This is a genomic window from Paenibacillus glycinis (assembly GCF_009909185.1).
Classification (GTDB): domain Bacteria; phylum Bacillota; class Bacilli; order Paenibacillales; family Paenibacillaceae; genus Paenibacillus_Z; species Paenibacillus_Z glycinis.
Genome location: NZ_JAAAMV010000003.1, coordinates 1 through 12,433 on the forward strand (window position 1 = coordinate 1; position 12,433 = coordinate 12,433).

Genomic DNA, 12,433 nt, shown 5'->3' on the forward strand with positions numbered 1-12,433 from the left:
TGGCTCCCCGAACAGGACTCGAACCTGTGACAACTCGATTAACAGTCGAGTGCTCTACCAACTGAGCTATCAGGGAATAGTAATTAGTGACAAGAAATAATGTATCATGTCTGAGAAATGAAGTCAAGCTGAAAAAGCATTAATTGACCGCGGCATTTTCCGCACGCGTAGCGCCGCGGATCCGTCCTGCGTTTGCGCATGTATTCCATGCCGCAGCTCCGGCATTGCAGCTTGAACCGGTACGGCTCCGTCTTGCGTTTCTCCCCGGCCGGCAGCGCCCTGCAGAAGCGCGAGCCGCCGACTTTGGCAAGCAGCTGCTTGAAGTCCGTGTCGCGGTGATTGTAGCCGCGCTTCAGGAGATGCAGATGATAATGGCACAGCTCGTGCTTGATGATCTTCTCCGTCTCTTCCTCGCCGTAATTGCGCAGCTGGTGCGGACTGATCTCGATGTCGTGCGTCTTCGTGAAGTACCGGCCGCCGGTTGACTTGAGCCTTCCGTTAAAAGTGGCGCGGTGGCGGAACGGAAGCCCGAAATATTGCAGCGATACGCGTTCCACCCATTCCTGCAACAGATGATCCTGCATGCCTCAATCTCCTTACGATAAACAGTTATACTTGAATTTTAAAGGACGAATACGCTACACTGTCAAGAGGTATTGATCGGAACGATATTGAAGGGAGATTTTTGAATTGGCCATTATGCGATATATCGTCTTACAAAGCGGACAAGAGGTTTCTTTCGTCGAAATGCCCGCCTCGCACGCTTACCAGCTAAGCGCGCTCAATCTAAGGCTCCATAAAGAAATCGACAAGCTGACCGCAAGCCATGTCCCCGTGCTGCCTTACGCGATCGCGGAGTGCGCCGATGTCGAGCTTCACGACAACTCCGTCCCTATTCACTCGGGCTTGGATTACGTGAATCGCCTGGAACGGGATTTCGCTTCTATTGAAGAGAAATCGTACCCGCTGATCTCCCTGCTGACGGAAATCCGCGCCTTGCAGGCGCAGCTCGAGCAATGGTACGAAGAGGAATACGACCTCTAAGCGACGGGCAACGGACTTTTCTGCGACAAAAACCGGTTGGACCTGCACGGACATTCGCCTACCTCCATACACTACTTAATACAACACGCGATGGCTGGAAGGAGGGCGAAGGCGATGCCGCAATGGCTGTGCAACCAACTGATGCGCGCATTTTTGAAGAAGGACCGCCGGCAGATCCGATTATTGAACGACTGCTGGTATTTCTATCGTACCAGTCAACGTCCGGAAGACGATTCCGCAAGTCTATAGGCAGCGGTCGATCTATTCTCAAAAAAGGGTGCTATCTCTCTGCAGTGACGTCTAACGCGACTGCTCGGAGATAACACCCTTTTGACGTTATCGGGAAGTTGGAGAACGGCCCAAAGCGCCTCCCTGGCCTCGCTCGGGAAGCCGGCGCGAATCCTCTCCGGAACGATCAGCCCGGCTTGCGCATCGTCAGGCTGACCCGGCCTTTCTTCGTATCGACGCCGAGCACCCATACCGTCACGGTATCGCCGACGGACACGACGTCCATCGGATGCTTGACGAACTTGCCGCTCAGCTGCGAGATATGGACGAGCCCGTCGTTCTTGATGCCGATATCGACGAAGGCGCCGAAATCGATGACGTTGCGCACGGTGCCCTGCAGCTCCATGCCCGGCGTCAGGTCTTCCATGCTGAGCACGTCGGTGTGAAAGATCGGCGCCGGCAGCTCCTCGCGCGGATCGCGGCCGGGACGCAGCAGGCTGTCGACGATGTCGCGCAGCGTCGGAACGCCGACGCCGAGCTGGGCGGCGACTTTATCCGTCTCGATCGACTTCAGCGCCTCGCGGAAGGAATCGCTGCCCAGATGCTCCAGCTTCAGCCCCAGAATGCCGCATAGCTTATCGACGACGGCGTAGGATTCCGGATGAATCGGCGTCCGGTCGAGCGGGTTGCCGCTCTCGAGCACGCGGATGAAGCCGATGCACTGCTCGTACGTCTTGGCCCCGAGACGCGGCACTTTCTGCAGCATTTTACGGTCGGTGAAGATGCCGGATTCTTCGCGGAATTTCACGATATTCTTGGCCGTGGTCGCATTGATGCCCGCCACGTACGACAGCAGCGACGGCGATGCCGTGTTGACGTCGACGCCGACATGGTTGACCGCCGATTCCACGACGCCGCCAAGCGTCTCTTCGAGCCGTTTCTGGCTGACGTCATGCTGATATTGCCCGACGCCGATCGCCTTCGGCTCGATCTTGACCAGCTCGGCTAGCGGATCCTGCAGCCTCCTGGCGATGGACACGGCGCTGCGCTCGGCCACGTCGAGCTTCGGAAACTCCTCGGCGGCGAGCTTGGAAGCCGAGTAGACGCTCGCGCCGGCTTCATTTACGATGATATATTTCAGCTCGCCCGCGCCCGGCAGCTTGTCGGCTTTCCGCTTGCCGATCAGGCCCGCGATGAATTGCTCCGTCTCGCGGGACGCCGTGCCGTTGCCGATGACGATAAGTCCGACGCGGTAGCGGTCGATCAGACCGTTGATCAGCTTCTCCGCCTCGGCCACCTTGTTGTTCGGCGGCGTCGGATAGGAAACGGCCACTTCGAGCAGCTTGCCGGTCTCGTCCACGACGGCCAGCTTGCATCCCGTCCGGAAAGCCGGATCGACGCCCAGTACGACGTTGCCGCGCACCGGCGGCTGAAGCAGCAGATTGCGCAGATTGGCCGAGAAGATGCCGATCGCGTGTTCCTCCGCCTTCTCCGTCAACTCGCCGCGCACCTCGCGTTCGATGGAGGGGGCGATCAGCCGCTTGTACGCATCTTCGATCGTCGACAGGAGCGCGGAACGCACGCCGGCAGCCGTCCCCATCCGCAGCAGCTGGCGGTCCATGTAATCGCGGATTTTGTCCGCTGGCACGTCCAGCGCGACGCGCAGCACGTCCTCGCGCTCGCCGCGGTTGATCGCGAGCGTGCGATGCGGCGGCAGCCGCTTGAGCGGCTCTTGGTAGGCGTAATACATTTCGTAGACCGTTTCTTGGGCGGCATCCTTCGCTTCGGTGCGGAGCACGCCGTGGTCGAACGTATACCTGCGCACCCAAGCCCGCGTCTTGGCGTCGTCCGCCAGCTGCTCCGCGATAATGTCCATCGCGCCTTGCAAAGCGTCTTCCGCCGTGGGGACGCCTTTCGCCTCGTCGGCGTATTTTGCCGCCTCCTGCAGCGGATCGCCTTGGCGCGGCTGGGAAAGCAGCCACTGCGCGAGCGGCTCGAGTCCCCGCTCGCGCGCGACGCTCGCGCGGGTTTTGCGTTTCTGCCGGTAAGGCCGGTACAGGTCCTCGATCTCCTGCAGCTTCACGGCGGCGACGATCGCGCCGCGCAGCTCGTCCGTCAGCTTGCCCTGCTCGTCGATCAACCGGACGACTTCGCGCTTGCGAAGCTCCAGATTACGCATGTACTGCAATTTCTCTTCGATGGCGCGCAGCTCGTTCTCGTCGAGCTCGCCGGTCATTTCCTTCCGGTAGCGGGCGATGAACGGAATCGTATTGCCCTCGTCCAGCAGCGCGACCGCCGATTTCACTTTGCCGTGCGGTAGATTGAGCTCCGCCGATACCCGCTTGACGATGGCCGCCTGTTCGGCGGCTTGCTCTTCCGGCGTCAACTCGACCCTGCCGCCGGTTCCTTCCGTATCTTCATCCTTCATCCGCTGTTTCGTCTCAGCCACGGTGCGATTCCTCCATCAAGAACGAATAGAACCCTTCGTACCGGCGGTTAGGCCGGCACGTAAGGGTTGTTTGCCATTTCAAATCCGATTGTCGTCTGCGGGCCGTGGCCGGGATATACCCGAACCGCAGGGTCAAGCTTATAAAGCTTCGTGCGGATGGAATCGAACAGGTCGCGTTCCTTGCCGCCCGGCAAATCCGTGCGTCCGACCGACAGCTTGAACAGCACGTCCCCGCTGATCAGATGCCCGTCGCACAGCAAGCTCACGCTGCCCGGCGAATGGCCCGGGGTATGCAGGACCCGGAACGTATGCCCGATCAGCTCCAGCTGCTGGCCTTCCGACAGCGCGAATTCCGCAGGCGCCGTCGTGAGCGGCGGCGTCACGTCCGCCCAGCGCGCGGAACCGTTCTTGCGGGCGTCCTCGAGCCAGTCGGCTTCTTCGTCATGCAGATAGACGGGGCAGCCGAATGCTTGGCGCATGTCTTCGACCCCGGCCATATGATCGAAGTGGGCGTGCGTCAGCACGATCGCCTCGATCGTCAGTTCGCGTTCGCGGATGCGCTCGATTAAGCGCTTCGGTCCCATGCCGGGATCGACCACGAACGCGCGCTTACCGGCGTCCTCGGTGATGAGGTAGCAGTTCGTTTGCAGCGGCCCGAGGGTAAAGGTTTCGATGCGCATCTTAGACGGAGGCGATCAGCGAGCGAAGCTCGGAGACGATCAATTGTTGGTACGCCGTGCCATCACCGTAGCGGCGTCCGATCTCTTGTCGCGCTGCCGTCAGGTTCTCCTGGTAGTCTGCGGCTTCGCGGTCCGTATTCGCTTGCTTGAAGGCAACCATGGGCTCCTGAACGTACGTCGGGCGCGGCCCCCATTGGCCAAGCACCGCGCCGCCGGTGTCCACGATCAGCACGACCGGAATCGAGCGCCCGCCCAAGGTCAGAAACTCGTCCATCGCGTCGAGATGCTCTTCCATGATAAGCACTTCTACCGGCATGCCGGTCAGTTCGAGCGCCTTGAACACGACCGGTACGTTGCGGACGACGTCGCCGCACCAATCCGCGGCGATGATGACGCAGCGCAGGTCGTCGCGGTTCTGAATGGATTCGAAAAATTCGCGGTCCTCCGCGTTCGCCCATTCAAACCGGCTGCCCCAATCTTTGAACGCTTCCTGGTTCTTGGTCATGCCGTCGATGAATTGCTGCGGGCTGATGCCCTTGCCCAGCTTGTCGGCTACGTTTTTCCCCATCGTAAACGCCTCCTTGTTTTCCGGTTTTCCCGGTGTACGGATAAAATCCGCGTTCTGGCGAGCAGTTAAATCGATGCTCCGCTAAAATCGATGTTCTCGTTAAATCGAAGTCCCGGTGAAGTCAAAGCTCTGATAAAACCTATGCTCTTGTCGGATCGAAGCTTCCTCTGAGTCCAATTGTATCAAACGCGGCACGCCGCGCACAAACGGTTAGAGCGATTTCCCTCTGCGCTTGAGCACTTTGTAAACCACGTACGCGATCAGCAACGCGAGGGCGATCAAAATCGCCGGCTGCACGTAAGGCGCCGCCTTCTCGCCGATATCCTCCCAATTGTCTCCGAGCGAACGGCCCAAATAGACGAACAGCAGCACCCATGGAATAGAAGCGAGCCCGGTGAGCGCGGTGAACCGCCAGAACGACATGCGCGCCATCCCGGCCGGCACCGAGATCACCTGGCGCATGACGGGCACGAAACGCGCCGTGAAGACGATGCCGTCTCCGTAACGCTGGAACCACTGCTCGGCGATATCGAGATGCTTCGGTTTGATTTTGATGTATTTGCCGTATTTCTCGAAGAACGGCCGGCCGGCGTAACGCCCGATCGCATACAGGATCCACTGCTGCGCCACGGCGCCCACCAAGCCGAACAGCACCGCGCCGACGAACGAAATCGAATGCTGGGACACCAGGTAACCCGCGTAGCCAAGCACGATTTCGCTCGGAATCACCTCAATCATCAGACCGATCAAGATACCGAAGTATCCGAGGTCTTCAATCCAATTCAGCAGGGTATTAACCAGATCATGAAACCAGCTCATTCTTCATCTCCTATCATTCTCTTTTGTGTCTCGCCAAACGTATGATTCCGTCTCTCTTACGGTATTCTAGCATACTTGCGGACATCCCTTCCAGCGCTGTCATCGATGTCCAAGCCCGTACATAGACTGGCAGTAACGAGGTTTCGAACCTGTAAAGGAAGGTGAAGCGAGATGTCCAATATTTTCGTCGTCAGCAAAAAACAGCTCCGGTTGATCTACCTCCTGCTGCTCCTCATCGTATTCGCGGCGGTCTGCCTCCGCTGGAACCAATCGCGCGCGGCGATGTCCGCCCCGAAGGAAACGAAGGTGTTCGAGCTCGTGACCGGCGAATTCAAAACGACGATGCCGGGCGGAAAGGAGCTGGAGGTGTACCGCTGGGATCCCGCCTCGATCGTCGTGCATAAAGGCGAAGCCGTGGAGCTCCGCATCACGGGCGTGAACGGCGCGTCCCACCCCTTCGCCATTCAAGAGCTCGGCATCAAAGGCACGGTGAACAAGGGCCGAACGACCGTCGTGCATTTCACGGCGGATCAGCGCGGCACCTTCGCCATCGAATGCCTGACCCACACGTCGATCGCGAACGGCGGGCCGATGGTCGGATATATTACGGTGATGTAGCCCGGAGCAAAGCTTGACCGCATGCGGCGATCGCAGCAGCGTTTCGCAGCATGCCACGGATGATCGATGGGCTCGCAGAGAGGCAGCGACGCGCGAGGAGGCGCAGTGACTCGCCGGCCCGACGGCTGGTGACGCCAGGCCCTCAGGGCGCATATATAGGGGTAGAGAGGAGTCGGTCACGATAAAACCATCTACCCAAAAACATGCATCCGCCCTGCCCAGCGCGCGCAAAATCAAACGAGCCTGCGAAAACGAGCTGTACCGGACCGTCAAACGGCTTGGCGTCTACATTCCGAAGGAAAAACTGGACATCGCCGAGAAGCTTTATGTACAGAAAGTATTTCTGAACCTGATGTGGATCCACGAGAATGCCAGCAACCGCAGATTGCTCTCCGACTGGTGGGACGAGAACGTGAGCGCCGAGATCGCCGAGCTCTGGGACGTCAACCGGGAGAAGCTGTGCGCGGCATTCCGGGACGCTTTCGGCGGATGACCCCCGGACCGCAAGACATGGAACGGCAGCACGGCTCATCTTCTTCGAGAGAGCCGTGCTGCCGTTGTCGCGAATGAGGGATAATCGATGCGTCAGCCGATGATCGCGAACGTTTCGACCCTGGCCGGGATGAAGCGGGACCGGAACAGGACGCCGTTGGCATTGAACGTGCGGATCGTATACGACACGTCCGTCAGCGTCTGGATCTGGTTAAACCGCACGACGCCGAAGGGATCGAAGGCAGCCGTGGCCACGACCCGGTTGTTGCGGATCAAACGGGCGAAGAAGCCCGACGTATTGAACGAAACGCCGTTGTTCTGCACCCAGACGACCGTCAGCCGGTCAAAGATCGGTCCCGTCTGTTGGACAAGCTTCCGCGGCACCATGCGCCGGATGGTTTTACCCGAGCTCGGCACGTAGAGCTTCGGTCTTACGCGTGGAGTCGTCACTGTCATCACTCCTCAAGGGGAATTGCTACAGCATATGCGACGAGCACTCCGGAGGCGTGGACAATCTTAGGTCGGTCCGCCTATTCTTGAGGGAATGGTCGGAGCGCTTCCGGCCGGGCCGCCAATTGGCGGTTCTGCTCCGCGGCGGCCTTGGCGGCCGCGGAGACCGCGAACCGGCGGTCGTTCGCGGCATAGTCGCGGTCGAGCGACTCGTAACCGTCGAAGAAGGCTTCGGCCGCGTTGGCCGCCAGGCGCGCTTCCGCGAAGCGTGAGTCGGCTCGCAGCTCCTGCGCGAGCCGCGCCATCGTCACGACCGCTTCCGTCTGCTTGTCCCGGTCGAAGCGGTCCGCAGCCAGAGCGCGGCGCATGTAAGCCGCCGCGCCGCGAACGTCCTTGCGCTCGGCGGATTGCCGGCCGAGCGCCCACAGCAGCGGAACGGACTGCGGCTCATAGCGCAGTCCGGCCGCCAGCAGCGCCGCCCGTTCCGGCGGCGGCGCCTGCACGGCCAGCTCGAGGCGAATCCGCGTCCAATACGGATTCGCCTCGAGCGCCGCGCGGAGCGCGGCCGTGCGCGCGGCGCCCGAGACGGCGGCCGCCGCCTCGCGGTGCCGCGCGGCGGCATCGAACCGCCAGCCGAGCAGAGCTCCGGCGGCGAAGCAAGCGGCGGCCGCGGCCAACGTCGCGGCCCGCGCTCCGCGCCAGAACCGTCGGCCGCGTTGTCCGACGCGGCCGGCAGCAGCTACCTCTTTCGCCTCGTCCGGCCCGCTCGAGTAATACACGATCCAGCTCGTCAACAGCAGCCAATAGTAGCCGAAGGACATATCGAAATCGATCGCTGCGTGCAGCAGCAGCACGCCGATCGGCAGCAGTCCCGTCCGGTCGCTCTTCCAGACGGGTCGCAACAGCACGGCCATAATGACGACGCCCGCCGCCGCGCCGACCGCGCCGAGATCTAGCGCGACTTCCAAATACCCGTTGTGCACTTCATTGCCGACATACGGCTGCGACTGCACCCCCGCGAAGAGACTTCGCCAGGCATCCCCGCCCCTTCCGAAGAGCGGCGCTTCGCGGAAGAGTCTCCAGGCATCGCGATAAAACAGCTCCCGCGCGCCGGCCGTCCCGCCGCCCGTGCTCCCGACCGTCATCCGTCCGTAGATCGCCGGCGGAAGAAGCAGTCCAAGACCGGCGATCGACAGCACCCAACCGGCCCACGCAGCAACTGCATTCTGCTTGGTTTCGCTCCTATGGACGAATCGGCGCAAACCGAACAAGCCGGCCGCCGAAACCGCGAATAGAAGCAGCAGGAGCAGCGCTTCCGCGACCGTCGCCCCGCCTGCGGTGCCATTCCCCGGACCGCGCAAGCCCGCCCCGACGACAACCCGGCAAGCAGCGCCTCCGCACAACAGCGTCCAGCCGCTGTACAGCAGCCAGCCGATGCGCCCCTTGCCCCGCATGAGCGCGGCGCCAGCTGCCCATACGACCGATGCGGCCAGCCAAGCGCCGCGCGACTCCGTCAACAAGCCGACTAGGAAGTACGGCAAGACGCTGCAAGCGGCCAGCCCGAAAACCCATCTCGTCCCCGTCCGCACCAGCAGCAGCCAGCTCCATACGAGATACGCGAGGGCCGCCGCCCCCAAGAAGTTCGGGTACTGCAGGAAGCCCCCGAGTCTTGCGCCGACCGCCGACACTCGCCCGTCGCCCGTCGTCATGATCATGGCCGGAAAAGACAACGCCCCCATCCAGCCGGCCAACGCGCAGCCGACGACGACGATGCCCGATGCCTGCAGCGCCGCCGATAGCCATACGCGTCTGCCTCTCGGCCCGAAGCCTGCATAGAGCAGCAGCATATAAGCCGCATAAGCGCAGTAGCGAAACGCCTGCTGCAGGGTGCCCAGCACGGATGCCGGCTCATGCAGAAGCGCAAACGCGTAGAGCAGCGCGGCGAACAACAGCCCCGACACGGCGGGACGGATGTCTGTCAGCTCGATCCGGCTATGCCGCCGATCGGCCCGCATGCGCTGCCAGCCGAAAATACCGACGACCGCCAAACCTCCGATGCACAGCGTCGATGCCAGACGATAAAACGGCTCGTCAAAAAACAAGCCGTACCGCCAAGCGCCTTCCGTCAGCACCGCGGCCGCGGCCGCCGATCCTATTCCATGCAACGCGTTTCGCATCTTGCACCTTCTCCCGGGCGACCCGTCTTTCCCCCATTTTCCGTACGCGCGCCGGCAGCCGCCGCGCTCCCCCGCGGCAGGTGCCGCCATGTTCAAAAAAGGAAGACGCCGCCGGCTCCCCCGGTTAACGTCTTCCTGATGTCAGCAATGGCGCTTCTGCTTATCGATGGTTCATCTGCTTACCGCTCGTTTTTCTGCTGCTTGAGCCGGAAATACGCGCCCACCTGTTCGCGAATGAGAAACGCCCGAATCGCCCGGCGCTGCTGCTCGTCCATATCCACGAACCGCGCTCCGTACCCTTCGCGCTGGTTGTTCTCTTCCTTGCGGATAATCTCCAGCCTGCAGGCCAGTCGCGACTCCAGCGCCAGCGTCACGTCGAAGATTTCGCCGATTTGAAGCTTCGGTCCGAACAGCAGGCGGAAGCCCACCCCGGAATCGCTGATATTGCGCGTCGCGAGCTCGAATTCCTCTTCGATCTCCACGGTATGCGCTTCGCCTCTGACCATGACCGTCTCGGATTGCTTGTGCTTCAGCGTGCCCTCCACGACGACGTCCACGCGCGGGGATTCGCGCCTTTCCTCCAGCCCGGCGAACGAGCGCTCCGGGAAGAGTACCGCCAATGCCCCGTTTGCCTTCGCAATCACCGACGAACGCAGGCGATGAATGCCCACCGGCGAGTATACGGTCAGATTGACGGGGTCGCCCAGCTCGAAGTTTCTGAACTCGCTCAGTTCGATTTCCAGCATATCGCCTTCGGCGTGCGCCAGGATGCCCGTGGACACATACCCTTCCTTCTCGACGACCGTTCGGCTGTGAAGCAGCGACTTAAGCGAGAACTTCGCCTTGTCGCTGTTGTAAACGTCATGAGTCCTTGCCTTCATGCCTCCTGCCATTCTCCGTTTCCTCCTCCATAATGAAAAAAAGCGCTTCCTACTGCATGGAGCCGCTTCCTGATCCCGGGCGTCAGCTCGGGTACATTTCGGCAGCCAGGCTGTCAGTCGTCCGCGCGAGGCGAACCTTAGACCCTTTGGCTTTGCGTCCTTGTCTTTCGGCAAGTTTGCTAGTATCGATGTCTATGAAGTTGTTGAATGACGATCGGCTTTGCCGTTTACACTTCTACACTTCTTTGACGATCATGAGGCTGTGCTCATCTTTGAGGTCGATTTGGTACGCGGCCGGAGGCGGAGCTCCGTCGGGTTCCCGAATAATGCGCACGATCGGCCGATGTACCGCCAGCGGATTGTTGACCGCGACGACCGCGATCTGCCCGGTGCTGAGAAGCACCGTCGTGGCCACGGGGTAAATCGAGATATGCCTGCAAAAAATCTTGATCAAGTCCAAATCGAAATACGTGTTTCCCGCGGCGAACAAAAATTCGATCGCCTCGGTCGGCGTAAATCGTTTGCGGTGCGGCCTCGCGGAGGTCAAGGCGTCGTAGACGTCGGCGATTCCGACGATCTGCGCGTATTCGTGAATTTCTTCCCGCTTCAGCTTGCGCGGATAACCGGAGCCGTCGTAGCGTTCGTGATGCTGAAGCGCGCAATGCGCCGAGAGGAGCGAGATGTCGTGCTGCGCCCGGATGATATTGAAGCCTTCCTCCGTATGTTTCTCCATCTGGCTGCGTTCCGCCGGCGTGTAGGCGCCCGTCTTCTTCAGCAGCTCCTTCGGTATCCGGGTCATGCCGATATCGAACATCAGCGCGCCCATTCCCAATTCTTCCAGTTGATTTCGATTATACCCTTTCGCCAAGCCCATAATACCTGCGAGAATCGCGACGTTAAGCGAATGATGGAATAAATAGCTGTCGGCGACGTGAATGTTCGTCAAGCTGACCATCACTTCTTGGCGCCTGACGAGATCCTGCACGATATCGCCGAATACTTTGCGAAACGTTCGCCCAAGCTCGGGCGCGATCGTCCGGCCTTTGATGACCGGCTGATCCATGATCGAGGTCATGGTTTTGAATATCGTATCCGACGCCCGTTTCCTCGTGTCGTCCTGGATGGCGGAAGGCGGCTCCAATCCTTCCGTGAGCGGGTCGTCTATGAACAGCATATCGATGCCAAGCCCCATCAATCTGTCTATGAAACGTTGGCTTAGCTCCACGCCGGCACCAAGCAGCACGTTTCCATTCTCCTGCAAAATAGGGCGGGCAAGCGTTTCTCCCGGAGCAACGGAGTTAATGTGTATTTTCCTCATTGATGTTCTCCCGCCTTTATCGCGTGCTAACGGTTCATGCCTGCAGCGCTGCCGGTTCGGTTTCTTTCATTTTGCATACATACTTGTCCGCATACATTTTCTTATCGGCAACGTTCGTCAGTTGGCTTAAATCCTTCCCCTGATCCGGGAAAATCGAATTGCCGGCCGAGACTGACAGCCGAAGTCCGATTCGCCTGGAAACGCCGAGCAGCTGATCATGAATCCGTTTGGTTATCCGATCCATTCCTTTGTCATCCGCGTAGGGACAAATCAGGATGAATTCGTCTCCGCCCCATCTGCCGACGATCTCCCCGCGGTCGGAGCAGCTTCGAAGCGTCTCCGCGATGAGCGCAAGCACCGAATCGCCCTGCTGATGACCGAAACGATCGTTCACTTCTTTAAAATCATTGACGTCGAGCATGATCACCGACATCCGTTTGCGCTTTCGGCTCGCCTGCCGGAGCAGCCGCCCGAACGTCGATTCTATGAATCTGCGGTTGTAAGCCCCCGTCAGGGAGTCTATCGTCGCATCGATCTTCAAACGGTCGTAACTGCGGCCCAGCAGCCATCCCCCAGGCAGCATGACCGCCGCGAACGCGCCGAGCCCGAGTTCGACGGGAAACAGCGAATGTCCCGGTTGAGACGCCATGTAACACAGACCCGCTGCTGCCGATGTCATTCCCAATGCTGCGACAGTTGCTATCAAACG

Annotated in this window: 14 protein-coding genes, 1 tRNA gene and 1 riboswitch; of the genes, 4 read left to right on the plus strand and 11 right to left on the minus strand. The window is 60.3% G+C overall.

From position 1 onward, the window contains the following. Positions 1-76 (minus strand) — tRNA-Asn (locus tag GT019_RS06685). A 28-nt stretch (positions 77-104) separates the two neighbouring features. After that, positions 105-584, minus strand: coding sequence for a SprT family protein (locus GT019_RS06690; protein ID WP_161742178.1), 480 nt, complete (start codon positions 582-584; stop codon positions 105-107). A 106-nt stretch (positions 585-690) separates the two neighbouring features. On the opposite strand from GT019_RS06690, the gene GT019_RS06695 reads away from it, so the two are divergent. Beyond that, complete coding sequence (locus tag GT019_RS06695; protein WP_161742180.1) at positions 691-1,044, plus strand: hydrolase/acyltransferase; 354 nt, start codon at positions 691-693, stop codon at positions 1,042-1,044. Between the two features lie 114 nt (positions 1,045-1,158). After that, positions 1,159-1,293, plus strand: a complete 135-nt coding sequence (cmpA, locus tag GT019_RS06700; RefSeq protein WP_161742182.1) for a cortex morphogenetic protein CmpA — start codon at positions 1,159-1,161, stop codon at positions 1,291-1,293. A 166-nt stretch (positions 1,294-1,459) separates the two neighbouring features. On the opposite strand, the gene GT019_RS06705 is transcribed toward cmpA, so the two are convergent. From GT019_RS06705 to GT019_RS06720, 4 genes are all read right to left on the minus strand, one after another. Beyond that, positions 1,460-3,700 (minus strand): Tex family protein, encoded by a 2,241-nt coding sequence (locus tag GT019_RS06705; protein ID WP_161742775.1) that lies wholly within the window; start codon positions 3,698-3,700, stop codon positions 1,460-1,462. A 68-nt stretch (positions 3,701-3,768) separates the two neighbouring features. Continuing rightward, a complete protein-coding gene (locus GT019_RS06710; protein WP_161742184.1) occupies positions 3,769-4,401 on the minus strand; it encodes an MBL fold metallo-hydrolase in 633 nt (210 codons plus the stop codon). Between the two features lies 1 nt (position 4,402). After that, positions 4,403-4,969 carry a thioredoxin family protein gene (locus GT019_RS06715; protein ID WP_161742186.1) on the minus strand — a complete coding sequence of 189 codons (567 nt, stop codon included), beginning with the start codon at positions 4,967-4,969 and terminating at the stop codon, positions 4,403-4,405. Between the two features lie 210 nt (positions 4,970-5,179). Further along, on the minus strand, positions 5,180-5,788 hold the full coding sequence (locus GT019_RS06720; RefSeq protein ID WP_161742188.1) for a DedA family protein: 609 nt from the start codon (positions 5,786-5,788) through the stop codon (positions 5,180-5,182). Between the two features lie 171 nt (positions 5,789-5,959). Between GT019_RS06720 and GT019_RS06725 the strand changes: the two genes are divergently transcribed. After that, positions 5,960-6,406 carry a cupredoxin domain-containing protein gene (locus GT019_RS06725; RefSeq protein ID WP_161742189.1) on the plus strand — a complete coding sequence of 149 codons (447 nt, stop codon included), beginning with the start codon at positions 5,960-5,962 and terminating at the stop codon, positions 6,404-6,406. Positions 6,407-6,587: 181 nt separating this feature from the next. Continuing rightward, positions 6,588-6,899, plus strand: coding sequence for a dehydrogenase (locus GT019_RS06730; RefSeq protein ID WP_161742776.1), 312 nt, complete (start codon positions 6,588-6,590; stop codon positions 6,897-6,899). 92 nt (positions 6,900-6,991) lie between these two features. Here GT019_RS06730 and GT019_RS06735 read toward each other — a convergent pair whose 3' ends face one another. The 5 genes from GT019_RS06735 to GT019_RS06755 form a co-directional block, all read right to left on the minus strand. After that, entirely contained in the window at positions 6,992-7,348 is a 357-nt protein-coding gene (locus tag GT019_RS06735; protein ID WP_201755270.1) for a hypothetical protein, read from the minus strand. Positions 7,349-7,428: 80 nt separating this feature from the next. Further along, complete coding sequence (locus GT019_RS06740; RefSeq protein WP_161742191.1) at positions 7,429-9,525, minus strand: O-antigen ligase family protein; 2,097 nt, start codon at positions 9,523-9,525, stop codon at positions 7,429-7,431. Between the two features lie 179 nt (positions 9,526-9,704). Further along, positions 9,705-10,418: a PilZ domain-containing protein gene (locus tag GT019_RS06745; protein ID WP_161742193.1), complete on the minus strand. Its 714-nt coding sequence runs from the start codon at positions 10,416-10,418 to the stop codon at positions 9,705-9,707. A gap of 85 nt (positions 10,419-10,503) precedes the next feature. Beyond that, positions 10,504-10,597: riboswitch (cyclic di-GMP riboswitch) on the minus strand. Positions 10,598-10,641: 44 nt separating this feature from the next. Next, a complete protein-coding gene (locus tag GT019_RS06750) occupies positions 10,642-11,724 on the minus strand; it encodes an HD-GYP domain-containing protein (protein WP_161742195.1) in 1,083 nt (360 codons plus the stop codon). A 34-nt stretch (positions 11,725-11,758) separates the two neighbouring features. Next, positions 11,759-12,373 (minus strand): GGDEF domain-containing protein, encoded by a 615-nt coding sequence (locus GT019_RS06755; protein WP_161742197.1) that lies wholly within the window; start codon positions 12,371-12,373, stop codon positions 11,759-11,761. Between the last annotated feature and the right edge of the window lie 60 nt (positions 12,374-12,433).